The 23,958-nt window shown below is 69.8% G+C and carries 27 protein-coding genes and 2 pseudogenes; 10 read left to right on the top strand and 19 right to left on the bottom strand.

What is annotated here, in order from left to right; all coding sequences use genetic code 11:
* Positions 1-12 precede the first annotated feature (12 nt).
* The 15 genes from QUE33_RS08560 to QUE33_RS08495 form a co-directional block, all read right to left on the bottom strand.
* Positions 13-978, bottom strand: a complete 966-nt coding sequence (locus tag QUE33_RS08560; RefSeq protein WP_286299151.1) for a flagellar hook-length control protein FliK — start codon at positions 976-978, stop codon at positions 13-15.
* A 339-nt stretch (positions 979-1,317) separates the two neighbouring features.
* Positions 1,318-1,740: a hypothetical protein gene (locus tag QUE33_RS08555; protein ID WP_286299150.1), complete on the bottom strand. Its 423-nt coding sequence runs from the start codon at positions 1,738-1,740 to the stop codon at positions 1,318-1,320.
* Positions 1,737-3,032 (bottom strand): FliI/YscN family ATPase, encoded by a 1,296-nt coding sequence (locus QUE33_RS08550; RefSeq protein WP_286299149.1) that lies wholly within the window; start codon positions 3,030-3,032, stop codon positions 1,737-1,739. The genes QUE33_RS08555 and QUE33_RS08550 overlap by 4 nt, the downstream gene beginning before the upstream one ends.
* A complete protein-coding gene (locus tag QUE33_RS08545; RefSeq protein ID WP_286299148.1) occupies positions 3,029-3,634 on the bottom strand; it encodes a FliH/SctL family protein in 606 nt (201 codons plus the stop codon). The genes QUE33_RS08550 and QUE33_RS08545 overlap by 4 nt, the downstream gene beginning before the upstream one ends.
* Positions 3,624-4,622, bottom strand: coding sequence for a flagellar motor switch protein FliG (gene fliG, locus QUE33_RS08540; RefSeq protein ID WP_286299147.1), 999 nt, complete (start codon positions 4,620-4,622; stop codon positions 3,624-3,626). The genes QUE33_RS08545 and fliG overlap by 11 nt, the downstream gene beginning before the upstream one ends.
* Positions 4,619-5,881 carry a flagellar basal-body MS-ring/collar protein FliF gene (gene fliF / locus QUE33_RS08535; RefSeq protein WP_491562446.1) on the bottom strand — a complete coding sequence of 421 codons (1,263 nt, stop codon included), beginning with the start codon at positions 5,879-5,881 and terminating at the stop codon, positions 4,619-4,621. Before fliF ends, fliG begins: the two co-directional genes overlap by 4 nt.
* Positions 5,878-6,237 carry a hypothetical protein gene (locus tag QUE33_RS16445; protein WP_491562445.1) on the bottom strand — a complete coding sequence of 120 codons (360 nt, stop codon included), beginning with the start codon at positions 6,235-6,237 and terminating at the stop codon, positions 5,878-5,880. The genes fliF and QUE33_RS16445 overlap by 4 nt, the downstream gene beginning before the upstream one ends.
* Positions 6,237-6,539 (bottom strand): flagellar hook-basal body complex protein FliE, encoded by a 303-nt coding sequence (gene fliE, locus QUE33_RS08530; protein WP_286299145.1) that lies wholly within the window; start codon positions 6,537-6,539, stop codon positions 6,237-6,239. Before fliE ends, QUE33_RS16445 begins: the two co-directional genes overlap by 1 nt.
* Positions 6,539-6,931 (bottom strand): flagellar basal body rod protein FlgC, encoded by a 393-nt coding sequence (locus QUE33_RS08525; protein WP_286299143.1) that lies wholly within the window; start codon positions 6,929-6,931, stop codon positions 6,539-6,541. Before QUE33_RS08525 ends, fliE begins: the two co-directional genes overlap by 1 nt.
* Positions 6,928-7,272 (bottom strand): flagellar basal body rod protein FlgB, encoded by a 345-nt coding sequence (locus tag QUE33_RS08520; RefSeq protein ID WP_286299138.1) that lies wholly within the window; start codon positions 7,270-7,272, stop codon positions 6,928-6,930. The genes QUE33_RS08525 and QUE33_RS08520 overlap by 4 nt, the downstream gene beginning before the upstream one ends.
* Positions 7,273-7,489: 217 nt before the next feature.
* Positions 7,490-7,753, bottom strand: coding sequence for a hypothetical protein (locus QUE33_RS08515; RefSeq protein WP_286299134.1), 264 nt, complete (start codon positions 7,751-7,753; stop codon positions 7,490-7,492).
* The gene (gene fliS, locus QUE33_RS08510) at positions 7,750-8,136 is read right to left on the bottom strand and encodes a flagellar export chaperone FliS (RefSeq protein WP_286299132.1); all 387 of its coding nucleotides are present in this window, start codon (positions 8,134-8,136) and stop codon (positions 7,750-7,752) included. The genes QUE33_RS08515 and fliS overlap by 4 nt, the downstream gene beginning before the upstream one ends.
* The gene (fliD, locus tag QUE33_RS08505; protein ID WP_286299130.1) at positions 8,133-9,521 is read right to left on the bottom strand and encodes a flagellar filament capping protein FliD; all 1,389 of its coding nucleotides are present in this window, start codon (positions 9,519-9,521) and stop codon (positions 8,133-8,135) included. Before fliD ends, fliS begins: the two co-directional genes overlap by 4 nt.
* Before the next feature lie 74 nt (positions 9,522-9,595).
* Positions 9,596-10,504 (bottom strand): flagellin N-terminal helical domain-containing protein, encoded by a 909-nt coding sequence (locus QUE33_RS08500; RefSeq protein ID WP_286299128.1) that lies wholly within the window; start codon positions 10,502-10,504, stop codon positions 9,596-9,598.
* An 87-nt stretch (positions 10,505-10,591) separates the two neighbouring features.
* Positions 10,592-11,395 carry a sigma-70 family RNA polymerase sigma factor gene (locus tag QUE33_RS08495; protein WP_286299126.1) on the bottom strand — a complete coding sequence of 268 codons (804 nt, stop codon included), beginning with the start codon at positions 11,393-11,395 and terminating at the stop codon, positions 10,592-10,594.
* A 192-nt stretch (positions 11,396-11,587) separates the two neighbouring features.
* On the opposite strand from QUE33_RS08495, the gene flgN reads away from it, so the two are divergent.
* The 8 genes and pseudogenes from flgN (at position 11,588) to QUE33_RS08455 (ending at position 16,352) form a co-directional block, all read left to right on the top strand.
* On the top strand, positions 11,588-12,070 hold the full coding sequence (flgN, locus tag QUE33_RS08490; RefSeq protein WP_286299123.1) for a flagellar export chaperone FlgN: 483 nt from the start codon (positions 11,588-11,590) through the stop codon (positions 12,068-12,070).
* A 6-nt stretch (positions 12,071-12,076) separates the two neighbouring features.
* Positions 12,077-12,148, top strand: a pseudogene (locus tag QUE33_RS16400) (hypothetical protein); the annotation flags it as partial.
* Positions 12,149-12,348: 200 nt separating this feature from the next.
* The gene (locus QUE33_RS08480) at positions 12,349-13,485 is read left to right on the top strand and encodes a flagellar hook-associated protein FlgK (RefSeq protein ID WP_434019626.1); all 1,137 of its coding nucleotides are present in this window, start codon (positions 12,349-12,351) and stop codon (positions 13,483-13,485) included.
* Positions 13,486-13,494: 9 nt separating this feature from the next.
* Positions 13,495-14,376: a flagellar hook-associated protein FlgL gene (flgL, locus tag QUE33_RS08475; RefSeq protein ID WP_286299112.1), complete on the top strand. Its 882-nt coding sequence runs from the start codon at positions 13,495-13,497 to the stop codon at positions 14,374-14,376.
* Complete coding sequence (locus QUE33_RS08470; RefSeq protein ID WP_286299109.1) at positions 14,373-14,744, top strand: flagellar assembly protein FliW; 372 nt, start codon at positions 14,373-14,375, stop codon at positions 14,742-14,744. Before flgL ends, QUE33_RS08470 begins: the two co-directional genes overlap by 4 nt.
* Positions 14,745-14,896: 152 nt before the next feature.
* Entirely contained in the window at positions 14,897-15,721 is an 825-nt protein-coding gene (locus QUE33_RS08465) for a glycosyltransferase (protein ID WP_286299105.1), read from the top strand.
* Positions 15,718-16,206: a hypothetical protein gene (locus QUE33_RS08460; RefSeq protein WP_286299102.1), complete on the top strand. Its 489-nt coding sequence runs from the start codon at positions 15,718-15,720 to the stop codon at positions 16,204-16,206. Before QUE33_RS08465 ends, QUE33_RS08460 begins: the two co-directional genes overlap by 4 nt.
* Entirely contained in the window at positions 16,203-16,352 is a 150-nt protein-coding gene (locus tag QUE33_RS08455) for a hypothetical protein (RefSeq protein WP_286299100.1), read from the top strand. The genes QUE33_RS08460 and QUE33_RS08455 overlap by 4 nt, the downstream gene beginning before the upstream one ends.
* Positions 16,353-16,524: 172 nt before the next feature.
* On the opposite strand, the gene QUE33_RS08450 is transcribed toward QUE33_RS08455, so the two are convergent.
* The 4 genes from QUE33_RS08450 to QUE33_RS08435 form a co-directional block, all read right to left on the bottom strand.
* Entirely contained in the window at positions 16,525-17,424 is a 900-nt protein-coding gene (locus QUE33_RS08450) for a response regulator transcription factor (protein ID WP_286299098.1), read from the bottom strand.
* 153 nt (positions 17,425-17,577) lie between these two features.
* Entirely contained in the window at positions 17,578-18,702 is a 1,125-nt protein-coding gene (locus tag QUE33_RS08445; protein WP_286299096.1) for a hypothetical protein, read from the bottom strand.
* Entirely contained in the window at positions 18,699-20,039 is a 1,341-nt protein-coding gene (locus QUE33_RS08440) for a sensor histidine kinase (protein ID WP_286299094.1), read from the bottom strand. Before QUE33_RS08440 ends, QUE33_RS08445 begins: the two co-directional genes overlap by 4 nt.
* Positions 19,979-20,329, bottom strand: a complete 351-nt coding sequence (locus QUE33_RS08435) for a hypothetical protein (protein WP_286299092.1) — start codon at positions 20,327-20,329, stop codon at positions 19,979-19,981. The genes QUE33_RS08440 and QUE33_RS08435 overlap by 61 nt, the downstream gene beginning before the upstream one ends.
* A 151-nt stretch (positions 20,330-20,480) precedes the next feature.
* On the opposite strand from QUE33_RS08435, the gene coaA reads away from it, so the two are divergent.
* Together coaA and glmS are read left to right on the top strand one after the other, a co-directional pair.
* Positions 20,481-21,431, top strand: coding sequence for a type I pantothenate kinase (coaA, locus tag QUE33_RS08430; protein ID WP_286299091.1), 951 nt, complete (start codon positions 20,481-20,483; stop codon positions 21,429-21,431).
* Positions 21,432-22,062: 631 nt separating this feature from the next.
* Positions 22,063-23,909, top strand: a pseudogene (glmS, locus tag QUE33_RS08425) (glutamine--fructose-6-phosphate transaminase (isomerizing)).
* Positions 23,910-23,958: the final 49 nt, after the last annotated feature.

Here is a 23,958-nt window from a genome sequence, read left to right as displayed (position 1 = left end):
TTCTCCTTTCGGTCAGGCGTACACGTCGATGCGCAGGGGCGACGACGCTGTCAAGGCTTCGGTGCGGGGAAGGTCGACGGATGCCGGTGCCGGCCCGGCGTGAGCGGAGCCGGCGCCCGGCGGCTGGTGCTCGGCACCGGTGCGGCCCTGTCCGTCGCGCTGCGACTGCCCGTCGGCGCTCGGGTTCGGCTGACCGTCGGAGCGGGTATGGGAGGGTGTGGCGGATGCCGAGGAATCCGTGGGCGCCACGCTGAGCGATGCGCCGGGCGCGGCCACGGAGAGGTCGCGCCGCAGATCGGTGAGGATGGTGCGCAGTGCGTCACGACCCGCGTCGGACGGGGCGTGCAGTTCGAGCCGGATGCCGCCGCTCGAGATGTGCGCACGCACGGTGACCGGTCCGAGGTTCTCGGGCGAGACGGTCAGCGTGATGCTGTGCTCGCCCTCGGCCGAACGCGCCAGCGCGACCACCGGCGCCGTCACCTGGGGAAGCAGCGCAGGTCTCGACGCGTCGGACGGGGCCGCGGTTGGGGCCGGTGTCGGGATCTGGGTCGGCGTCGGCAGGGCGGTGGGCGCCGCTGTCGCCGCCGTTGCCGGGGTCGCCGGGGTCGCCGAGGTCGTCGACCCAGCGGGAGCGGCATCCGCCGGTTCCAGGGCGACGGCGGCCCGCCCGCCCATCGGCGTCTCGCCCGTGACCGGGGAGGTCGGCATCTCGCCCGTGACCGGGGAGGGAGTCGGCTGCCGAAGCGGATGCAGAACGGGCTGGTCGGCGGGAGCCTGAGGGGCCGCAGCCTGAGCGTCCGTACCTTGACCGGCCGTAGCTCGACCGGCCGCACTCACGCCGGACGGCGGATCGGCCGGGGCTGCTGAGGCGCGGACCCCGGCGACGTCGGAGTCCTGCACGAGCAGCGGCGCGGCGGTGACCGGCGGCGCGGCGGTGGGATCCGCACCGGGGAGCGGAACCGCGGCATCCGCCGGCACGGCATCCTGCGCAACGCCGTCGGCGGCCGGGACGGCAGCGACCTCCCCGGCCCGGCACCCTCCGACCCGGCGGTTACAGCCTCCAGCTCAGTGGACGCCTCATCCGGAACTGCGGTCTGCGCCGGCAGCAGCGCCGACTCCGTCGGGCCCAGAGGCACGGCATCCGTCGTCTCCGCCCCGGCGGTGCCGGGCTCCCGCCTGGCGGGCGTGGCCGACGCCGGCTCGTTCAGTGCACGCTGCGTGCGCACAGCCTCCGCGAACGACGTCGCAGACGGGGCACCATCGCGGGGCGAAGCGGTCTCCGGGGCGCGGCTGCAGCAGGAGCGAGGGCGATCGGCATCATTCGGGCACCCCGCTTCCGCGCCGCAGCGCGATCTCATCGAGCTCGTGCTGCTCGACGCGCAGCTGCTCCACCAGCATCCGCGCTTCATGGGCGGCGGCCAGCCGATCCAGCCCGCGCACCGCGCGCCGCGCATCCTCGTGCGCCGACTGCGCGGCATCCACCGCCTGCTGCTGCTGCGCCGACAGCGTCTCCAGATCGGCCAGCATGCTGCGACTGGCCACCCGTGCCGCGGCCAGCGCCGCGAGCGTGCGCACATCCACAGCCTCCGATTCCGTCGCCGCGAGCGCAGCACGCACATGCCGATCCCGCGTGCGGGTCTGCTTGGCATCGATCACTGCGCGCGACAGCTCCTGCGCGGCCTGCCGCTCTTGGATCGAGCGCACGCGCAGCAGACCGGACAGCGAGAACAGGCGGCTCACGATGCACCTCCGAGGTCGGCGACCAGACTCGCCAGTCGCTGCCACGACTCGTCGGCGGCACTGGTCTCATCCAGCGGCTGGGTCAGGAAATCCGAGATCGCGCGCTCATGGGCCAGGGCCGCATCCACGCGCGGGTTCGCACCGGACTGGTACGCGCCGATGTCGATCAGATCCGCGGCAGATCTGCGCGCGGCGAGCACCGCACGCAGCGCCGACGCCTGAGCACGCTGCTCGGGTGAGACGATCTTGCCCGCCACGCGGGACACCGAGCCCAGCACGTCCACCGCGGGATGATGGCCCATCAGGGCCAGCGCCCGATCCAGCACGACGTGGCCGTCCAGGATCGAGCGCACGGCATCCGCGATCGGCTCGTTGTGGTCGTCGCCGTCGACGAGCACCGTGTAGATGCCGGTGACCGACCCGCCGCTGCCGGTGCCCGCCCGTTCGAGCAGCCCCGCCAGGATCGAGAACGTCGACGGCGGATAGCCGCGGGTGGCCGGCGGCTCACCCGCCGACAGGCCGATCTCGCGCTGCGCCATCGCGACCCGGGTCAGCGAGTCCATCATCAGGATCGCGTGCGCTCCCTCGTCGCGGAACGCCTCGGCGATGCGCGTGGCCGTGTACGCCGCACGGATGCGAGCCATCGCCGGCTGATCCGAGGTAGAGACCACCACCACCGAGCGCGCCAGGCCCTCCGGGCCCAGATCGTCCTCGAGAAACTCGCGCACCTCGCGCCCGCGCTCGCCGACCAGGGCGATCACCGTGGCATCCGCCTCGGTTCCGCGTGCCACCATCGACAGCAGCGACGACTTGCCGACGCCGGAGCCGGCGAACAGGCCCACGCGCTGCCCGCGCCCCACGGTCACCATGGTGTCGAGCACGCGCACGCCGAGCGGAAGCCGGGTGTCGATGCGATCCCGGCCCAGGATCGACGGCGGCGCGTGATCCAGGCTCACGCGCCCGGCGTTCAGTGGGCCCTTGCCGTCGATGGGCCGCCCCAGCCCGTCCACCACCCGGCCCAGCAGGCCGGCGCCGACGGGAACGCGTAGCGGCCCGCCGCGACCGCGCACCGGCATCCCGATCGTCAGCCCTGCGGTCGATGCCAGCGGCATGCAGCTGAGCCCGTCGGGTCCGGTGGCCACCACCTCGGCCTCGACGCCCTCGCCCAGCTCGACCAGATCGCCCACCGCGCCGTCCAGCCCGCGCACCTCGACGCCCAACCCGCGCACCCGCGAGATCAGGCCGCGCCGCTCCGGCCGCGCCGCCTCGAGCACAGCACCCCAGCCGCTCATGGCGACACCTCGTCCAGCGCGCGTCGTGCGCGATCCAGCGCGCTACCGATGCGGGCGTCGACGACGCCGTCGTGCAGCACCGCGATCGACTCGCCGGGCGCGAGCGACTCGTCGGCGACGACCGGCACCTGCGCGGGCAGGGCATCGTCGCGCTGCAGCCTGCGCACGTCGTCGGCGTTCATCCGCACCTCGCTGAGCGGGCCGGTATCGGCGCCGGCGAGCGCACGGCGCAGCGCTGTGCGCGCCGACAGGTCGCGATCGGCGAGCACCTCGCCCAGGATGGTCTCGGCCAGCTCGATCGCGCGGGCCGAGATCCGCTGCTCGTCCAGCCGCGTCAGCTCCTGTGCGCGTGCCTCCAGTGCCGCAGCGGCGGCCTGCAGGCCCGACACGGCGGATGCCAGCTCGCGCCGTGCCGCCGAACGCTCCGCGAGCAGCTCCGCCTCGGCGCGTGCCGCGGCCTCCTCGGCCCTCTTCGCCGCGACCCGGAAGCCCTCGGCGTGGCCGTCGGCGTAGCCGCGTCGATGGGCGCGCCGGCGTTCGATCTCGTCGTCCGCGCCGCGCAGCCGGGGGTAGACCGCCGGGGCGAAGGCCTCAGTAGACATACTCGTCCTCTTCGCTGCGTTGCACCGAGATCTCGCCGTCGGCCTCCATGCCGCGCAGCATGTGCACGATCTCGGCGCGGGCCTCCTCCACCTGCGAGACGCGCACCGGGCCGAGCGCACGCGACTCCGCCTCCAGGTTCTCGCGGTTGCGCTCCGAGACGTTGCGGCGGATGATCTCGGCGATGCCCTCGTTGGCGCCCTTCAGCGCCAGAGCCAGGGTGCGGATGTCCACGCCGCGCAGCACCCGCTGGGCGTCGCGATCGTCCAGGCGCACAATGTCGGCGAAGGTGAACATGCGCGAGCGGATGTCATCGGCCAGCGAGCGATCGCGGCTCTCGATGCTCTCCAGCAGCGCCTTCTCGATCGCCGCATCCGAGCGGTTGATGATCTCGACCAGCGGGGCCACGCCGCCGAGTCGCTCCGGAGCATCGCGCGTGGCGAGAACGCCCGTGCGCGCCTTCAGTGACTCCGCGACGATGGCGATGGCATCCTGCGTCGCGGTGCCCATCGTCGCGATCGCCTGCGCGACGTCGGTGCGGACGGCGTCAGGCAGCGCCGCCAGCACGGCAGCGGCATGATCGGTCGACAGGTGCGCGAGCACCAGGGCGGCCGTCTGCGGCAGCTCACCGTCGAGCAGACTGGCCACCTGGGCGGGGTCGGCTGCGCCGAGGAAGTCGAAGGCCGAGTTCGACGATCCCACCCGGCCCAGCAGCGCCGCCGCACGCTCGGAGCCGAACGACGCCTCGAGCAGGGTGGCGGCGATGTCGCGACCGCCCCGCGCCGGCGGCAGGTGCCCGGCGGCCATCCGCTGGAAGTCGCTCAGGGCGCGTGCGGTCGTCTCCGCATCCAGGCTCTGCAGGCCGATGATCTCGGCGGTGATCGCCTCGGCCTCCGGCTCGGACAGATGCTTCATCACCTCGATCGCCGCGGCGCGGTCGATGTTCATCAGCACCACCGCCGCGGTCTGGCGGCCCGTCAGCGCCTTCATACGCCCGCCCGATCGGAGAGCAGAGCGCGCAGCAGCTCGGCGGTGCGCTGCGGGTCGCGGCGGCTGAGCCCTTCGATCTCGCTGCGACGGCGTTCCAGGCTGATCTGCGCCGGCTCGGCATCCAGCTCCAGCTCGGCGACCGGCTCCGGGTCGGGGGCGCTCAGCGGCACCGGCACCGTGGGCTGCTGCTCCAGCGGCAGGCCGCCGGCGTAGGCGGCGACCGACGGCGCGCGCTCGCCGAACATCAGGTCGTACTCATCGGGCTCGCGGTTCCGCCGCCGCCTGCGCAGGATCAGGGTGATCACGATGATCAGCACCGGAACGGCGATCGCGACCGCGGTCAGGGCGAGACCCAGCAGCGACGCGCGCTGCTCGGCCGCCGCGGCATCCTTCGCCGCCTGCAGCGCCGCCTGCGCGGCCTGGGCGTCGCGCTGGCTGAACGAGACCATCTCGACGGTCAGCGCATCGCCGCGCTCCCGATCGATGCCCGCGGCCGCGGCGACCAGCTCACGCAGCTGACCGGCGCCCACCTCGGCACCCGCCTCCGAATCCACCGCGACCGACACCGACTGCCTGGTGACCGATCCGGCCGGCGTCGACGTCGTCTGCGTGGACTTGTTCATGACGTTGTTGCGGGTCTGCTCGCTCACCTCATAGCTGCTGTCGCCGTCGCCGGAGGGCACCGCGATGTTGTCGGGTCCGAGCACGCCCGCGCTGGTCTTGCCGCCGCTGTTGGTCTCGGTGCGGGTGTGCTCCGACGAGGGCACGCCGCCCTCGACGGGCGTGTACGTCTCGTCGAGCCTCTCGTTGACCGATCGATCGATGTCGGCGACCACGGTGACGGTGGCGTTGCCGACGCCGACGACCTTGTCCAGCAGCTGCTGCACGCTGGCGGTGACCCTGGCCTCGTAGTCGCCCGCCTGCCGGTCCACCCCGCCGGTGGCGCCGAGTCCGACCGCCGAGAGCGTGTGGCCGCTCTGATCCACCACGGCCACGTTGTCGGGCTTGAGCCCGCTCACCGCCGCCGAGGTCAGGTGCACGATCGCCTCGATCTGCGACGGCGAGAGCGATGTCCTGCCGGTCTCGACGAACACCGACGCGGTCGGGTCGACCTTCTCTGAGACGAACACGCTCTCCTCGGGGATCGCCAGGCGCACGGATGCCGCCGAGACGCCGTCCAGGGAGGCGATGGTCGCGGCGAGCTCGCCCTCGATGGCGCGCTTGTAGGCGACGGACTGCTGGAACTCCGATGTCGTCACGCCCAGATCGTCGAGCAGGAGTACCCCTTCGTGCTGTCGCTGGGCAGGCCGGCCGCAGCCGCGGCGAGACGCTGGTCGTACACCTCGTCGTCGGGCACCAGCACGGTCGATCCGCCGTCGGTGAGCTCATACGCCACGGACGACGAGCGCAGCTGCTCGACGACCGCGCTCGCATCCGATGCGCTCAGTCCGGTGAACAGCGGCGTCATGGTGGGGCGCGCGGCCCAGCTGGCGAACGCGGCGATGCCCAGGGTGAGCACCGCGATGCCGATGATCGCGATGGTGCGCTGCGCGAGACTGAACCCTGCGACGGCTCGCCGGGCGCGCTCGAAGAGCGAGGAGACAGCCTTGGGCATCAGGCCTGCATCCGCATGATCTCAGTGAATGCGTCGACGCCCTTGTTGCGCACGGCGGCGACGAGCTCGAGAGTGACCGAGGCGCGGGTCGCCGCGATCATCGCCGAGTGGATGTCATTCAGGTCGCCGGTGACGGCCGCCACCTTGAGCGCATCGGCCTCGGACTGCAGGCCTCGCAGCTCGTCGACCGCGCCGGTGATGCTCGCGGCGAACGACGAACCGTCGCCTGCGGCGGTGGAAGCGCCCACGAGCGAGGTCGGCAGCGCCGACGAGAGGGCGCTGATCCCTGACACGGCATCCATCAGCTGCGTCCGATCTGCAGAGCTGCCTCGTAGGTGGCACGGGCACGATCGACGATGCCGGCGCTGGCCTGATAGCCGCGCTGCGCGAGGATGAGCTGGCTCATCTGATCGCCCAGGTCGATGTCGGGATAGCGCACGTAGCCGTCCGCGTCGGCGAGCGGGTGATCGGGCTGATGCACCAGCCGGCCCTCGGCACTGCCCAGCTCGGTGCCGGCCACGTAGACGCCGGGCGAGGAATCGCTGTTCTGCACGAGCACGTAGCGCTGCTGGAACGCGGGCGCCGCAGGCGTGACCGCAGTGTTGATGTTGGCGATGTTGTCGCTGATCGCGTCCAGCCACTTGCGATGCGTGGTCAGGCCGGTGCTGGCGATGCCGATCGCGTCGAAGGTCATGATGTGGTCCTCAGCGCCGTGCGCACCGACGAGAACGAGCCGTTGATCGCCTGCGTCGCGAACTGGTATCGCAGCATGGTGTCGATGCTGGAGAGCGTCTCGGTGTCGAGGTTGACGTTGTTGCCGTTCAGGCGCGTCGGCTCGAGCGATTCGCCGACGGTGGCGGATGCCGAACCCCGCCCCGCCTTGACGGCATCGGCCAGGGCCTGCTCGAACTGCACGCGCTTGGCGTGATAGTCGGGGGTGTTCACGTTGGCGATGTTGTCGGCGATGGCGCGCTGGCGCAGCGACAGGCCATCGAGTGCGCTGGAGAGCGCGGAGAAGGTCACAGAATCGAACACGAACCGCTTCCATCCGTTGTCGGAGTGAGGCCTATCCGTGGCCGATCTCGATGAGCGCTCCCTGCTCGAGGTGCTCTATCGGCACGCCCGTCACAGTCGTAAGGCAAGACTGAAGGTCAGCCGGCAACTCGCCGTGCCGGTTCGTGGGTCGCATCTGGTCGCATCGCGGTGGATGTTGCGGCGTGTTGCGCCCCGCGAACCAGGGACCCGCGCGTGATCAGCTGTCCACATCGAGGAACGCCGGGACGCCGACGGCGGCATCCGGCACGCGGCGCAGAGCGGTCAGCTGCTGCGCGACGGATGCCTGCTCGGCACTGATCGCGGTGATCCGCTGCTGCTGGCGGCGCAGCACCTCGCGGGCGCGGTCGGCGAGCTCGGCGGGCAGCGGCTCGGCGGGCGGATGCCATGGGGCCGCGTCCCGGGCGCTGTCGAGGTCGTTCTCGAAGCGGTCGAGCAGCTCCTCCCAGGCGGTGCCGCTCATGCGCGTCGTGCCGCAAGCGATTCGGATGCGGTGTGCCAGGCGTCGCGCAGCGGCGCCACGATCTCGAGGCAGGAGCGGGTGCGTTCCGGATCGCGACCGACGTTCGCGCCGATCAGCGTCTGGGTGAGAAAGGCATACACGGCACGCAGCTGCGCGCTGCCGTCCCACGCGTCGGTCAGCGAGGCGTTCAGCTCGGCGACGATGGACTGCGCATGCTGCAGCTGGGTGTTCGCCGCGTCCCAGTCGCCGCCGCGCTGGGCCATCTCGCCGCGCTCGATGTCGAGCATCAGCCGGTCGTACAGCATGGTGAGCAGCCGCTCGGGGGCAGCCGACAGGATCGCGTCGTCACGGTAGCGCTGGTGCGCCTTCAGGGCGGCGTTCATGAGTTCGAACCCTTCTGCGACATGGGCAGGGCTGCCAGCTGCGAGGTGAGGTACGACGACTGCGACTGCAGCTGGGCCAGCTGGGTCTCCAGCCGGGCGTAGGTGCGCTCGAGGGTGGACTTGCGCTGCGCGAGCCGCACGTCCCAGCGCTCGATCTGCTCCCCCAGGGAGGTGACCTCGCTCTGCTGCCCGGTGATGCGCGAGGTGAGCAGACCGTCGTACTTGTCGGAGTAGGTCTCGGCGACATCCTGCACCCGGGCGGCGATGCCCGAGAACATCCGTGAGACCTTCGCAGGATCGTCCGCGACAGCAGCCGCGAAGCGCTCCTCGTCGAAGGTCAGCACGCCGTGGCGGTCGACGTCGATGCCGACGCTTGAGGGTGACATCCCCTCCACCGGATGCTGCACGGCATCCGTCAGCGCCAGCCGCAGAGCGCGAACCGTGCTGTCTCCGGTGAAGACGCCGAGCGTGGTGGCATCGCCGACGCTCGCGGCGACCGTGGCCGTGGAGCCCTTGGCGATCCTGCCGAGGATCGTCGCGATGCCGGTGATGAACTCGCCGTGCGCCTTTGCCTGCTCGGCGGTGTCGCTCGCGACGGTGACGGTCACCGGATCCGTTGTCACCGCGGTCACGGTGACGTCGATGCCCGGGAAGAGGTCGGTGAACGTCCCGGATGCCGAGGTGATGGTCTGCTCGGCGGCGGTGCCCGCCCACAGCCGGATCTGCGCGTCGACGCCGGCGGCGATGACCGCTGCACCGGGGTCGCCGGCCAGATCGGTCGCCGTGCCGGCATCGACGGCGGCGATGTCGCCGCGGAAGACCTGGAAGACACCCGCGGCGCCGGCATCGGCGGCGGTGAGCTGCAGACGGTAGGCCGGGTTGCCGTCGGCATCCGTTCCCGATGCGATCGCGCGAGCGGTGACGCCGAAGCCGGCGCTCGAGATCGCCCGAGCGACATCCTGCGGCGAGGTCGAGTCGGCGGTGATCTGCAGCTTCTCGCCGGCGGCGTTCTGCAGTGTGAGCACAGGCGGGTCGTCCGGCCACGCGGCGTAGGCGGCCGTGACGACGGTGTGCCGCTGGGCGATGCGGTCGACGACGATGTCTGCGGCGATCTCGCCCGCCTCCGCGCCGGCGGCGACGGTCACGGCGGGGGAGGAGGATGCGGTGGTGAAGCGGGCCATCGAGCCGGGCACGGCGGCATCCTTCGCCTTCGTCGCGAGCTCTTGGAGAGAGGAGTTCAGCGACTGCAGGTTCGAGATGACCACGCCTTTGTCGGTCATCTTCGCGTTCAGCAGGTTGCGGGGGATGGCCTGCACGTCCATCAGCGCCTTGATCAGGCTGGTGGTGTCCAGGCCCGAGACCAGGCCGTCGAGTGCGATTCCCATGCGAGCCCTTCGGTCGGAGGTATCGAGCCCCGGGTGAGGGTGGGGGTGGTCCCTCACCCGGGGCTCGACGGTTATCAGCGCAGCAGCTGCAGGACGCCCTGGTTGGACTGGTTGGCCTGAGCCAGCATCGCCGTACCGGCCTGCGACAGGATGTTCGCCGCGGTGTACTTGACCATCTCGGCCGCCATGTCGGTGTCGCGGATGCGGCTCTCGGCAGCAGCCAGGTTCTCCGACGACACGTTGAGCGAGTTGATCGTCGACTCGAAGCGGTTCTGCGCGGCACCGAGCTCAGCGCGTCCCGTCGACACGTTGGTGATCGCTGCGTCGATCAGGGTGATGGTTTTGGCGGCGGCCGCAGCGTCAGTCACGTCGAACCCACTGGCGTCCGTCGCCAGCGTTCCGGCGCCCAAGGTGACGAGGTCGGTGGTCCCGTCCGAGAGCGCGGTCGACAGATCGAGCATCTTCACACTGATCTGCGAAGCAGCATTGCCGTCAGAGCCGACCTGGAAGGACAGCGTGGCGGGACCAGCAGGGACTGCAGGCGTTGCCGCCGGATCGCCACCGGCCTGGAAAAGGTTGATGCCGTTGAAGTTAGTCGACTCCGAAATGCGCGAGAGTTCAGCACCCAGCTGGTTGGCTTCGTTCTGGATCGCCGCGCGCGACTCGACGTTGTTCGAGTCGTTACCGCCCTGCACAGCCAGGTCGCGCATGCGCTGCAGGATGGAGTGGACCTCGGTCAGGGCGCCTTCCGCGGTCTGGATGACCGAGATGCCGTCCTGAGCGTTGCGAGCAGCCACGTTCAGACCGTTGACCTGCGAGCGCAGGCCCTCGGAGATCGCGAGGCCGGCCGCGTCGTCCGCCGCACGGTTGATGCGAAGACCGCTGGAGAGCTTCTCCAGGGACTTCGACAGGTCGTTCTGCGTGCTGGACAGGTTGCGGTAGGCGTTGAGCGCCGACACGTTGGTGTTGATCTGCATACCCATGATGTGTTCCTCCGTGATGGATTCTTACGGAGCCCATCCGTGGGCTCCACACACACCTATCGGCAGTCGGAGGTGGGACGTTAGCCGTCAGGTGACGGCGACGGTGGGGGCGAGCGCGCGGGCGACGCGGCTGCCGCCCGCCTCGGCGAGGTGCGCGAAGAACCTTTCGCGGACGGCCGCGGAGACCCGGGAGGTGGTCGGCGCGTCCTGGCCGTCGCGGTAGTACTGCTCGAGCGCGTCGCGCAGCAGGCGGATGGCCTCGGCACGCTGCTGCGACACCGCGGAGTGCGAGACGCCGAGCTCCTCGGCGACGTCCTTCACCGGACGCTCCTCGATGTACACGGCGTGCACGATCGCCCGCATCCGTTCGGGCAGAGCCTGAATCGCATGCTGCAGCACGTGGCGGCGCTCCGCGATGATCGCCGACTCCTCGGGCAGCGGCGTGAGAGAGGCCAGATCGGCGTCGTAGGCCTCGTCGATCGTGGTCACCGAGCGGGAGGCGTCCGCGAGAGCGGCAGAGACCTCGTCGGGGGCCACGCCCATCGCCGTCGCGATCTCGGCCGTCGATGCTGTCCGTCCCAGGGCGGCGGTGAGAGTGTCGCGGACCCGGGTGGTCTCTTTGATGCGCGTGCGAACCCCACGGGGCGCCCAGTCCATCGAACGCATCTCGTCGGCGAATGCGCCGAGGATGCGGCGCCGGGCGTACGCGCCGAACGGCACGCCCAGCTCGGGATCGAAGGCGTCGGCGGCGGTCACCAGCGCCAGTGCGCCGGCCGAGACCAGCTCTTCCCGGGAGACGTGGGTCGCGCGGGCATGGGTCTCTGAGGCGAGATAGCCGACCAGCGGCAGGTTCTCGATGATGAGGAGGTTGCGCTCGTCACGCGTCGTCATGCCACTTGCCTTCCTCGGGATAGAAGGGGCGACGGTGCCCCCGTGGACAAGCTCCCCCGCCTACCACATCCTGAATAATAGCTGTATGGGGAGAAATCACCATCCTCGAGGGATAACAATTCTTTCGGGGTGGTCGATAGTCGCCTCTGACCGTTCGATTCCGGATGGTCCTCACTGGGGAGAGAGCGAAAAATGGGAGCCAACGAATTGTCCATGCTGCTGTGGCGGGAACGCGAGCTGCTGGAGATGCTCGTGTTCAAGCTGGAGGAGCAGGAGCTGCTTCTGGCAGCCGGCCGCTCGCGCTGGACGAAGTTCGCCACGCGCGAGATCGAGCAGGTGCTCGAGGGACTGCGCGAAGCGGGACTCGCGCGCATCGTCGAGGCCGAGACCGTCGCCGCGGAGTGGGGCGCGCCGGAAGGCGCTGGCATCCGCGATCTGATCGACACGGCGCCGACGGCGGCCTGGCGCGAGGTTCTCACCGGGCATCTGCATGCCCTGACCCAGCTGACCGACGAGATCGGACGGCTGCGCGATGGGAACACGGAGCGGCTGCGGGCCGTCATGCGCGCCACGCAGGAGACACTCGCCGGCCTGGGGGAGACCACTGGGGAGTACACGACGCAGGGCGACCGCGCGCGAGGCGATTCCGCGCGCATCATCGACACGGAGATGTGAGGGACGATGTCCACTTTCAGCGGTCTCGGCACTGCCGCCAGCGCACTGGCGGCAGCACGTCGCGGCATGGACGTCGTGGGGCAGAACATCGCCAACCAGGGCACTGAGGGGTACACCCGGCAGCGGGTGAGCACCTCGGCGATCCCCGCCGCGACACTGTCCACCCGGTTCAGCACCGGGCCGCTGCCGGGCCACGGCGTCTCGGTGGACGGCATCGTGCGCCTGGGCGACGCTCTGCTCGATGCCCGCGTGCGCGAGTCGTCGAGTGCGGCCGGCTTCTGGTCGGCTCGCGCGCTCGCCGCCACGACGGCGGAGGCGGCGATGGGGAGCCCGGCGAGCACGGCCTGGCCGCTCGGCTGTCGAAGTTCTGGGTCGGCTGGCAGGATCTCGCGATCGCACCCGACTCCGGCGCGGCGGCGGCGGTGGTGCTGGAGAGCGCCGCCCAGCTCTCCGCGCAGATCGCCGGTGGCTACCGCTCGGTGGCCACGCAGTGGACCGACACCAGGGCCTCTGCCGACCGTGCCGTCGTACAGGTGAATGCCGCGGCCACCCAGATCGCCGAGCTGAACGCCGAGATCCGGAACGCGCTCGCGGCCGGCCGGTCGGCCAACGAGCTCATCGACCGGCGCGACTCGCTGGTGCAGGTCACCGCACGTCTCGTCGGCGCACGGGGAACGCTGGAATCCGACGGCACGATGACGGTCCGCGTCGACGGCAACGCATTGGTCTCGGGCAGCGAGTCGCGGTCGCTGACGCTGGATGGTCCGGTGTCGATGGACGAGAACGGCACGCTGACGGTGTCCTGGTCCGGTGCATCCGACTTCCCGGTCGCCGTCGACGGCGGCGAGCTGGGTGGCATGCTCAGCGTGCTCGCCCCGGCCGACGACGGCGGCACCCTCGCCGGAATCGCGCGGTCGTACAACGCCGTCGCAACGGCCCTCGCCGACATGGTCAACGCCCAGCACCGACTCGGAGCGACCGCCTCCGGGCAGCCCGGCGGCGACTTCTTCACCGTGTCGGAGACGGGCCCGGCAGCGCTCGGCCTGCAGGTGGCCGTGCACGACGCATCCGACCTCGCCCTCGCCGCACCCGGTGCCGGCCCCCTGGATGCCGGCAACGCGAACGCCATCTCCGAGATCGGGCGACGCGCACTCTCTCCCGATGCCATCTGGACCGAGGCGGTCGGCGCGCTCGCCGTCGGCACCGCCGGCGACATCCAGCGCGCAGAGCTGTCGGATGCCGCGGCCATCACCGCCACGACCGCCCAGCGATCCGTCGCCGCAGTGGACGGCGACGAGGAGACCATCGACCTGCTCACCTTCCAGAGCGCTTACCAGGCCGCCGCACGAGTTCTCACGGCCATTGACGAATCCCTCGACGTGCTGATCAACCGCACCGGCATCGTGGGCCGATAGGAGTCGCACATGATCTCTCGCGTCACGACCTCGGCGATGGCGACCTCTGCGATGCGCCAGCTGCAGACGAACCTGTCGGAGCTGTCCCGCCTGCAGGAGCAGGCCACCTCCCAGAGAGCCTTCCTCGCCCTCTCCGACGACCCCGCCGCCGCGACGACGGCGCTCCGGCTACATGGCGAGCAGCACCGCAACGAGCAGTACGCACGAAACATCGGCGACGGCCTCGCCTGGCTGACCGCAGCGGACTCCGCGATCACCGCCGGCACCGCGCTGCTCGGTCGTGTGCGCACCCTCACGCTGCAGGGAGCGAACGACGGAGCCATGGACGCGACGGCCAGGGAGGCCATCGCCGTCGAACTGGAGAGCATCCGCAGCGAGATGCTCTCTACGGCCAACACGACCGTCGTCGGCCGCTCGGTCTTCGCCGGCACCTCCGACACGGCGGCGTTCGCCGCCGACGGAACGTACAACGGCATTCCCGGCGCAGAGGTGGTGCGCCGGATCTCGGACGCGGGCTCGATCCGGGTCGACACCGACGGCGCCGCGGTGTTCGGCACCGGCGCGGACTCGGTGTTCTCGATGATCGACCGGATCGTCTCCGATCTGCGCTCGGGCACCAATGTCGGCCCCCGGCTGGGCGAGATCGATCAGCGGCGCAACGCTATGCTCAGTGCGCAGGGCACAGTGGGTGCCAGGCAGGCGCAGATCGAGCGCGTTCAGGAGGCGACGGTGCAGGACGCTGTGTCACTCGAAGCGAGACGAGCCGCCGTCGAGGACGTCGACTCGGTCGAGGTGCTCGTGCGGCTGCAGGCGCAGGAACTCGTGTACCGGTCTGCGCTGGCGGTCACCGGGCGTGTGCTGCAGCCGACGCTGATGGAGTTCCTGCGGTGAGCGCGCTGCTGAGCTTCGTCGCCTCCCCGCCGGGATTCGCCCCGCACACCGAGTTCGTGCTCGACCCCGTCGACGGCGCGGACGGTCTGTTCCGCCTCGACGCCGTGACCGACGAGGCGCTGCGCCTGTTCGTCGTGGATCCGCAGACCGTGGTGGCCGACTACGCGCCCACGCTGACCGACCAGCAGGCTGCCGACCTCGGCCTGGACGGTCCCGACGACGCACTGGTGCTGGTGGTCGCCAGCCGCACCCCCGACGGCGTGCACGTGAACCTGCTGGCGCCGATCGTCGCCAATCCGGAGACGGGCGCGGCCGCCCAGGTCATCCTCGAAGGGCAGGACTACCCGCTGCGAGCGGCGCTCGGCTGAGCGCGAACCTCAAGATCAGCGCAAGGTCTGCGCAAGACGTGCTGCTGATCTTGCGCTGACCTGTACCGGGCTCACGGCCCATCTCCAAGTGCGGGCGCGATGATGAGCCCATCGGGGCCCGATCGAGTGCCCCGACCGCAAAGGGGAAGGGCATGTCGACTCCGCTCTCCGGGGGCAATCGCCCCGGCGGATACGCCGGCGGCGACGCCGAGCCCGCCCGCCAGGAGCACGACCTGGCCGAGTACGAGCACGACCTGGCCGTCGTGGGCACCTCCGTGCGCCGCTCATCGATCGGATGCGTCATCCCGGCGCACGACGACGAAGCCACCATCGCCGCAGTGCTCACCTCGCTGCTGCAGCAGACGCGGGTGCCCGACGTCATCCACGTCATCGTGCACGGCACCTCCGACGGCACGGTGCCGGCGGCATCCGTCTTCGCCGGACCACACGAGATCGTCACCGGACTGGGGGAGCAGTTCACCGAGGTCTTCGTGCACGACATCGGCGCCAACCCCGGCCAGCAGATCGGCGCCCTCAACTACGGCTATTCGCTCGTCGAGGGCTACGACTTCCTCCTCGTCGTCGACGGCGACGCGGTCGGCGACGCACACGCCGTCGAACACCTCGAGGCTCACGCCGTCTCCGACACGCGCATCGGCGGCATCTTGGCCATCCGCTCCATCGACCGCACTCGGGCCACCGGCATCCTGCCGAGGCTCCTCCTCACCGCACAGCGCAGCAGACTCGCCGCCGCCACTTTGCAGAACCTGCTGCCTGGACGCAGCACCGCGATGCTCGGCGGACAGTTCTCGCTCCTCTCCATCACCGCGCTGCGCGCGGTGATGGATGCCGGCCGGCTGCGCACCCCTGGGCGCCCGGCAGCGAGGCGGCCCGACCACAGCTGTCGCTGCGGATCAACAGCGCCGGCTTCGATACCAGGGTCAGCCCGCGCGCCCGCGCCGACGTCGGTGGCATGACGACGCTGCGCGCCTATGACGCCCAGCAGATCCAGCGGACTCTCGGCTCCATCGAGCTGATGTGGCCGGGCCGGCGCGGCGAGATCCAGGGGCAGCCGTTGCACCCCGGCCTGCGCTCGCGCTGGTTCGAGAGCGTCGGCATGTTCAGCGCACTGTTCGTGCGCATCGCCTTCGCATTGCTGCTGGCCGGCGCGCTCTCGATCGGCGCCTTCGCGTTCTCGCCCTGGTGGCTGGCGCCCGTGGCGGCGGCGGTGCTGCTGAACGTGCGCATCGCCCTGAGCATGAGCGACCGCACCGCCGGCGACGTGCTCTTCGCCGCACTGCTGATTCCCGCCGAGATCTTCACCTGGATAAGAATGAGCCAGTTCGTGCGCGCCTGGAGCCTGTTCCTCTCGCGCGAGCGGGGTGACCGCGCCGCAGCGCAGAACGACCCCGCGGCGCACGCTGGACGCCATCGATCGCGGTCGCGACGGCGCTCGCGGTGATCGTCGTCATCTGGAACCTGGTCGGGCCGGCCGTGCACTCCGCTGTGCTGCAGGTGGGCTGGTGCGCCGTCGCCATCGTCGCCGCGGGGAAGACGATGGTCATGATCTTCAAGCTGCTTCGACGTGATCTGGGGTACACCGTGTGAAGCGGCTTGAAAGGGAGCGGACTGGGGACGCCGCTTCTGGGTAAGGGAGAGGCACTCCGCCTCGCTCGCTCGGCAGTGGGGACAGCCGCAGCGGGCGGGCGGGGTGCCTCTCTTCACACCCCGCGACGTGCGACTCTTCCCACCCCGCGACGGAGCACGTCCAACCGGTGACTCACGCCCCCGAGGTGAGCCGGTAGCCGACCCCGCGCACCGTCTCGATGTATTGCGGCTGCGCCGGATTGTCGCCCAGTTTGCGCCGCAGGTTCGCCATGTGCGCTTCGATGGCGCGCTTGTCGGCATCCCCGACGAAGTAGCTGGTGACATACGACTCGCCCCGCAGCACGAGCGTCAGGTCGGTCTTGCTGCGCACCCGGCGCTTGGACTCCATCAGCGCATGCAGCAGATCGAACTCGGTACGGGTCAGTTCGATCTCGGCGTCCCCGATGCGCACGATGCGCGTGGCAGGATTCAGCTGCAGATCACGGTGCGTCGTCCACTGCTCCTCGGCATCCGATGCCTCGACCGCGACGGCTGCGACGGGGGAGAGCCGCGCGCCACCGGAGGCGACTTCGGCCGACTCCGGCGCACCGGACTGGACAGTGCCGGGTGCCTGCCCGTGTGCAGCGCTCGAGGCCGGGAACGACCGCCCGACCGCATCCGATGGCGTCGCGGCGGGCCCAGCGCCGCCGCGAGGTCGCCGCAGCATCGCCTCCACCCGCGCACGCAGCTCACGGGGACGGAACGGCTTGTTCAGATACTCGTCGGCGCCAGCCGTCAGGCCCAGCACGGCATCCGCCTCCTCATCGAGGGCGGTGAGCATGATGATGTACGTGTCGCTGTGCGCGCGGATGCGGCGCACCGCCTCGAAGCCGTCGATCCCCGGCATGTTCACATCGACCGTCGTGATCAGGGGCTGGTAGGTGAGCACCGCACTGACCCCGTCGATGCCGTTGCCGGCCGAGATCGTCGAGAAGCCGGCCGACTCCAAGACCTCCGACAGCAGGTGGCGCACATCGGGGTCGTCTTCGATGACGACGGCGGTCTTCGCCGCCTGGTTCGCCTCGGACGTCATAGAGATCTCCCGCTGTCGGCGGACGGATGCGGAGGGCCACTCACGCCGTTAATCCTGCGCCCTCGCGCCCATCGTATGCCCAAACGGCGCAGTGAGCTCCAGCATCCGTGCGATCTGACCGGAACCATCCGCCCGCCGATCCGCCGCGCTGCGTCAGTCCGCCTCGCCGCGCACGCGCTCCCACCGGTCGCCGCCCTTCTCGGTCGCGGTCACCGCCGCCTCGGCGGCCCGCGCGACCAGCGTGCCGAAGTCGTGCCCGCATGCCGACACCGGCGCCCATCCGATGCTCGCCGACAGGCGGATCGGAACCGACTGCCGATCCTCCGCCGTCGAGACACGATCCAGCAGCTCGGGGAGCAGCTCGCGCACCCCACCCTGCGAGCGCGGCAGCAGCACCACGAACTGCGTCGTATTGATGCGATCGATATCTGCATCCGCCGGCATGACGGCGTCCACGTCGTGCGCGAACTTCTCACTGACCGCGTTGAAGGCCGCCGTGCCCGACGCCGAGCGGATGTGATCCGGGTCGTCCAGGCGGATGTCCAGCAGCGACCACCACTCGTCGCCGGCCGCGCGAGCGCGATCCAGGCGGTTGCGGGCGGTGCGCTCGAACTCGGTGCGCGGCGACGCCGACTGGGCATCGGCGCGCACCGTCAGCAGCAGCGTCGTGACGAGCGTGCACACCACGTACACCGGGATCCCGATCAGATTCAGCGTGCGGATGAACTGCAGGCTCGCGGTCGTGTCGATCTGACCCACCATCACCAGCACGCCGTTGATGTCGAACATCACGGTGAACACCATGAAGGCCGCCGATACCCCCATCAGGGGCAGGGCCTCATCGCGCAGCCGCGGCCCGAGGCGCAGCAGTTCGATGAAGGTGAGGATCGCGAACAACGCCGTCGCCGTGAACAGCAGCCGGAAGACGACCCCGTACGCGTCGACGTACGTCGACGCCAGCAGCACCAGCGGCGCGGCCACCAGGAACACCACAGACACCGACAGGTACTGGCGCCGGCTTTCGCGGTATGCGCGCAGTCCCGACCAGATCAGCGGCATCGGCGCGATCACCAGGCCCGAGCCGATCGCGCGCATCTGCTCGGTGGCGACGAACTCGTGCATCATCCAGACGTACGAGCCGATCATCGCGATCGCGAACGTCGCCGACCAGATCGCCGACGCGCGCGACGGCCGCGGCAGGAACCCGAGTGAGATGTAGACGATGGTCGCGAGCGTGGTGATCGCGATGACGGGCATCACCAACGAAGAAGTGATCATTCGGTTGTCCGTTCAGAAGGGGAGTGATCGGTCGCGGGGAGCAGGATGGTGACCTCGGTGCCCTGACCGAGAGTGCTGTTCACGTCGAAGCGGCCGCCCTCGCTGAGGATGATCTCGCGCGAGATGCTCAGGCCCAGGCCCGTGCCGGGGATTCCGCGCTCACGGGCCAGCTCGGTGCGGAACTCGCGATCGAAGATCCGTGGAAGGTCCTCGTCCGAGATCCCGATCCCGGTGTCGGTGACCAGCAGTGCGACCTCGTCGGCGCTCGGTCGCCGCGCGCGCAGGGTCACACGGCCGCCGCGCTGGGCGTACTTGATCGCGTTGCCGACGACGTTGTCGACCACCTGCCGCAGCCGGAACGCATCCGCGTAGGCCGGGAGCACGTCGTTCAGATGCGCCTCGATGGCCACCCCCGCAGCATCCGCCGCCGGGGCGAAGCCGTCCACTGACGACCGCGCGATCTCAGCCAGATCGACCGGCCCGCGTACATCCTCGAGGTCGTCCGGGGTCGCCAGCGCCTGGTCGATCAGCCGCTGCATCCGCTCGCCGGCATGCTCGACGACGCCGAGCTGCTTGCGCGCCGTCTCATCCAGGTCGTCCCGCTCCAGCAGCAGATCGATGTGCCCCAGGATCGCGGTCAGTGGATTGCGCAGCTCGTGCGAGATCGAGCGACGCACCGCCTCCTGGCCGGCACGCGGGTCGACCGTCTGCGTGACGTCTTCGACGAGCAGCAGCAGGCCGTCATTGGCCACGCCGTGATCGACCACCTTCGTCGACGCCGACAGCGCCCGCCACTTGCCGTCCAGGCCGAACAGCCACACGATCTCATCCTTGAACAGCTCGCCGCGCGCCGCCCGCGCGATCGACGTCTCGGCCGCCGGCACGGGCTGACCACGGCGCTCGCAGTACTCCACGACGCGGGCCGGATGGAACTGGGTCGCCGCGTCCAGCGCGTAGATCGTGCGGAAGGCGTCGTTCGCGATCTCGATCAGGCCGCCCGCATTCACCCGGGCGATGCCCACGTCGAGGGAGTCGAGGATGCGCTGGTTGCGGCTCCGCTGCTCGCGGGCGAGTCGCAGCGCGTGTGCCAGGCGGTCGGACTGCGCCCGCAGCAGCTTGCGTGTGGAGCGGTTGCGCTCCGTGCCCACCGACATGATCACCCCGACGAACCCCAGCGTCGTCAGCAGGATCATGGTGTTGATCGCGCCCTCGACGGTCAGGCCCAGCAGCACCAGGTTCAGTGTGCGCAGCGCCGCGACCAGGGCCAGCACGCCGATCAGCGTCGCCGCCGAGAAGTACGACGCGGCCCAGGCGACCGGGAACACCCACAGGTACACCGCCGCGGGGTGTCGCCTGCGGCGATCAGGGCGATCAGCAGGGCGTCCAGCACGGGCACCGCCAGCACCGGCATCGAGCCGACGCGATGCCAGGGGATGCACAGCGTCGCCATGGTGACGGCGGCGACCAGCATGATGCCGACGCTGAACCGCCAGTCGCCGAATCGCGCCGGCGTGAGCAGGGCGACTCCCGCGCCGATCGCCACGATCGTGAACGAGAAGACGAGCTGCCACTGCCAGATCGAACGGGAGCGGCTGTCACCGAAGAAGCGCTCCGTCACCAAAGACATGAGTCGAGCGTACCGACGACTGTCAGGGTGCGATGCATTCGTCGTCTTTCGGCATGCGTTGTCTTACGGCATCCGTCGTCTGTCGGCATCCGTTGGCTTTCGGCATCCGTCGTCTTTCGGCATCCGTCGTCTTTCGATGCTGGCGGATACGATGGCATCCGTGACCGCTGCCATCAACCTGCCGCTGTCCCAGTACCGCGAGATCGACCGTGCCGACTGGGCGCGGCTGGCGGCGGGGCTGGACCAGCCTCTCACCGAGACCGAGGTCGTCGGCATCCGTGGTATCGGCGATCGCCTGAACCTCGACGAGGTGCGCGAGGTCTACATGCCGCTGAGCAGGCTGCTCAGCCTGTATGCGAGCTCCATCCGCAGGCTCGGTGCGGCTACCAGCGAGTTCCTGCAGGAAGACGACGCGACCACTCCGTTCGTCGTCGGCGTCGCGGGTTCCGTCGCCGTCGGAAAGTCGACCATCGCGCGACTGCTGCGCGAGCTGATGAGCCGCTGGCCGGGAACGCCCCGCGTCGAGCTGGTGACCACCGACGGATTCCTGTACTCCAACGCCGAGCTCGAGCGGCGCGGGCTGATGGATCGCAAGGGCTTTCCGGAGTCGTACGACCGCCGTGCTCTGATCTCATTCCTCACCGAGGTCAAGAGCGGGGCGGCCGAGGTGCGCGCGCCGTTCTACTCGCACATGCGATACGACATCGTGCCCGATGCGCACGTGGTGGTGCGCCGGCCCGATGTGGTGATCGTCGAGGGGCTGAACGTGCTGCAGCCGCCGCCCGCGCCGAACGACGTGGCGGTGAGCGACCTGTTCGACTTCTCGATCTACGTCGACGCGCTGCCGTCGGATGTCGAGAAGTGGTATGTCGACCGTTTCCTCGCGCTGCGCCAGGGGGCGTTCAGCAATCCGTCGTCGTACTTCAACGTGTTCGCGCACCTCACCGATGATGAGGCGGTGACCACGGCGCTGGGGTACTGGAACGAGATCAACATGCCCAACCTCATCGAGAACGTCATGCCCACCAAGCACCGCGCCACCCTGGTGCTCAACAAGGGCGCCGACCACAGCGTCGAGAGCGTGCTGCTCCGCAAGGTCTGACCCGCGCCCGGGCTCGGTCGTGTCGTCTTGTCGTCTTGTCGTCTTGCTTCATGTGGCGCAGATTGCGGCATCCGGGCCTGTGGAGGCGACCATTCGTGACACCTGAGGGGGTCTTTGGGGTCCTGTCTTCTTTGTCTGCTTTGTCTTCTTTGTCCTCTTGCTTCATGTGGCGCAGGTTGCGGCATCCGGGGCGTGGAGGCGACCATTCGTGACACCTGAAGGGGGTCCTCGGGGTCCTGTCTTCTTTGTCTGCTTTGTCTGCTTTGTCGTCTTGCTTCATGTGGCGCAGATTGCGGCATCCGGGGGCGTGGAGGCGACCATTCGTGACACTTGAGGGGGTCTTTGGGGTCCTGTTGCTTTGTCTTCTTGCTTCATGTGGCGCAGATTGCGGCATCCGGGGGCGTGGAGGCGACCATTCGTGACACCTGAGGGGGTCTTTGGGGGTCTGTTGCTTTGTCTTCTTGCTTCACGTGGCGCAGATTGCGGCATCTGGGCCTGTGGAGGCGACCATTCGTGACACGCGAAGCACGAGGAGGCGCGAAGCACGTGGGGACGCGAAGCACGTGGGGGCGAAGCGGGGCCTTGGGTTCGTTCGGACGCCTCGCAAATCGCGCAGATTATTCTGGAGACCATGTGTGGAATCGTCGGATACGTGGGCCAGCGGCCCAGCCAGGACATCCTTCTCGCGGGCCTCGCCCGCCTCGAATACCGCGGGTACGACTCCGCCGGCATCGCTGTCATCGACTCCGACGGCCACCTCGGCATGCGCAAGAAGGCGGGCAAGCTCGCCATGCTGCGCGACTCGCTGACGGATGCCGCACTCGGCGACGGCACGACCGGCATCGGCCACACCCGCTGGGCCACGCACGGCGGCCCGACCGACGTCAACGCGCACCCGCATCTGGCCGACGATGGCAAGCTCGCGCTGATCCACAACGGCATCATCGAGAACTTCGCCGCCCTGCGCGCCGAGCTCGAGGCCGAAGGCGCCACCTTCGCGAGCGAGACGGACTCCGAGGTCGCCGCAGCGCTGCTCGGCCGGGAATATCGCCGTACGGGTGACCTGCAGCAGGCGTTCCGTGCCGTCGTCAATCGCCTCGAGGGTGCCTTCACGCTGCTGGCCATGCACCAGGATCAGCCCGGGCTCGTCGTCGGCGCCCGCCGCAACTCACCGCTGGTGATCGGCCTGGGCGAGGGCGAGAACTTCCTCGGCTCCGACGTCGCCGCCTTCGTCGAGCACACCCGCAGCGCACTCGCGATCGGCCAGGACCAGATCGTCTCGATCACCCCCGACGAGGTCACTGTCACCGATTTCGACGGCAACCCCGTCGAGGCGCAGCCCTTCGAGGTGTCGTGGGACTCCGCCGCCGCCGAGAAGGGCGGCTGGTCGTCGTTCATGGCCAAGGAGGTCGCCGAACAGCCCGAGGCCGTCGCCAACACCATCCGCGGACGCATCCAGGGCGACGACGTCATCATCCCCGAGCTCGACGGACTCGACGAGCTGTTCACCGGCATCAACCGCGTGATCATCACCGCCTGCGGCACCGCGTCGTACGCGGCGCTGGTCGGCAAGTACGCGATCGAGCAGTGGGCGCGCGTGCCCGTCGACGTCGAGCTGGCGCACGAGTTCCGCTACCGCGACCCGGTGATCGGCGATGACACGCTCGTCGTGTCGATTAGCCAGTCCGGCGAGACCATGGACACCCTGATGGCCGTGAAGTACGCGCGCGAGCGCGGTGCGAAGACGCTGTCGATCTGCAACACCCAGGGCGCGACGATCCCTCGCGAATCGGATGCCGTGGTCTACACCCACGCCGGCCCCGAGGTCGCCGTCGCATCGACCAAGGCGTTCTCCGCGCAGATCACCGCGCTGCTGCTGCTGGGCCTGCACATGGGCCGGGTGCGCGGCACCCTGGCATCCGATGCTCTGGAAGCCACCGCCGAACTGCAGGCGCTGCCCGAGAAGGTCGCGCAGGTGCTGGCCGAGGAGACCGAGCACGTCTCGCAGCTGGCCGGCTGGATGGCCGACACCCGCTCGGTGCTCTTCCTCGGGCGCCACGTCGGCTATCCGATCGCCCTCGAGGGCGCTCTGAAGCTCAAGGAGATCTCGTACATCCACGCCGAGGGCTTTGCCGCCGGCGAGCTCAAGCACGGCCCGATCGCCCTGATCGAGCCCGGCCAGCCGGTGTTCGTGCTGGTCCCGTCACCGCGGCATTCCGCGCTGATCCACTCCAAGGTCGTCTCGAACATCCAGGAGATCCGCGCCCGAGGCGCCCGCGTGATCGTCGTCGCCGAAGAGGGGATGCCGCCGTGCTGCCGTATGCCGACGAGGTGATCCGCATCCCGCTCGCCTCGCCGCTGTTCGAGCCGATCCTCTCGGTCGTGCCACTGCAGATCTTCGCCATGGCGCTCGCCACGGCCAAGGGCCTGGACGTCGACCAGCCCCGCAACCTGGCCAAGTCCGTCACTGTGGAGTGAGCCCGGGGACCCCGACCCGCCGACAGATGTCGGCTCAGATGACGGATGT

The sequence above is a fragment of the Microbacterium suwonense genome (assembly GCF_030296555.1).
Taxonomy (GTDB): Bacteria; Actinomycetota; Actinomycetes; order Actinomycetales; family Microbacteriaceae; genus Microbacterium; species Microbacterium suwonense.
Note: the sequence above shows the minus strand (reverse complement) of the source record. Positions and strands in the feature narration are given on the sequence as shown.

Bases quoted from the DNA above. Each gene is read 5' to 3' on its own strand.
- QUE33_RS08550 (WP_286299149.1), bottom strand. From the start codon at position 3,032: ATGAGCGGCTGGGGTGCTGTGCTCGAGGCGGCGCGGCCGGAGCGGCGC.
- QUE33_RS08545 (WP_286299148.1), bottom strand. From the start codon at position 3,634: ATGTCTACTGAGGCCTTCGCCCCGGCGGTCTACCCCCGGCTGCGCGGC.
- fliG (WP_286299147.1), bottom strand. From the start codon at position 4,622: ATGAAGGCGCTGACGGGCCGCCAGACCGCGGCGGTGGTGCTGATGAAC.
- QUE33_RS16445 (WP_491562445.1), bottom strand. From the start codon at position 6,237: ATGCCCAAGGCTGTCTCCTCGCTCTTCGAGCGCGCCCGGCGAGCCGTC.
- fliE (WP_286299145.1), bottom strand. From the start codon at position 6,539: ATGGATGCCGTGTCAGGGATCAGCGCCCTCTCGTCGGCGCTGCCGACC.
- QUE33_RS08525 (WP_286299143.1), bottom strand. From the start codon at position 6,931: ATGACCTTCGACGCGATCGGCATCGCCAGCACCGGCCTGACCACGCAT.
- QUE33_RS08515 (WP_286299134.1), bottom strand. From the start codon at position 7,753: ATGAGCGGCACCGCCTGGGAGGAGCTGCTCGACCGCTTCGAGAACGAC.
- fliS (WP_286299132.1), bottom strand. From the start codon at position 8,136: ATGAACGCCGCCCTGAAGGCGCACCAGCGCTACCGTGACGACGCGATC.
- fliD (WP_286299130.1), bottom strand. From the start codon at position 9,521: ATGGGAATCGCACTCGACGGCCTGGTCTCGGGCCTGGACACCACCAGC.
- QUE33_RS08500 (WP_286299128.1), bottom strand. From the start codon at position 10,504: ATGGGTATGCAGATCAACACCAACGTGTCGGCGCTCAACGCCTACCGC.
- QUE33_RS08495 (WP_286299126.1), bottom strand. From the start codon at position 11,395: ATGACGACGCGTGACGAGCGCAACCTCCTCATCATCGAGAACCTGCCG.
- flgN (WP_286299123.1), top strand. From the start codon at position 11,588: ATGGGAGCCAACGAATTGTCCATGCTGCTGTGGCGGGAACGCGAGCTG.
- flgL (WP_286299112.1), top strand. From the start codon at position 13,495: ATGATCTCTCGCGTCACGACCTCGGCGATGGCGACCTCTGCGATGCGC.
- QUE33_RS08465 (WP_286299105.1), top strand. From the start codon at position 14,897: ATGTCGACTCCGCTCTCCGGGGGCAATCGCCCCGGCGGATACGCCGGC.
- QUE33_RS08460 (WP_286299102.1), top strand. From the start codon at position 15,718: ATGACGACGCTGCGCGCCTATGACGCCCAGCAGATCCAGCGGACTCTC.
- QUE33_RS08450 (WP_286299098.1), bottom strand. From the start codon at position 17,424: ATGACGTCCGAGGCGAACCAGGCGGCGAAGACCGCCGTCGTCATCGAA.
- QUE33_RS08445 (WP_286299096.1), bottom strand. From the start codon at position 18,702: ATGATCACTTCTTCGTTGGTGATGCCCGTCATCGCGATCACCACGCTC.
- QUE33_RS08435 (WP_286299092.1), bottom strand. From the start codon at position 20,329: ATGTCTTTGGTGACGGAGCGCTTCTTCGGTGACAGCCGCTCCCGTTCG.
- coaA (WP_286299091.1), top strand. From the start codon at position 20,481: ATGGCATCCGTGACCGCTGCCATCAACCTGCCGCTGTCCCAGTACCGC.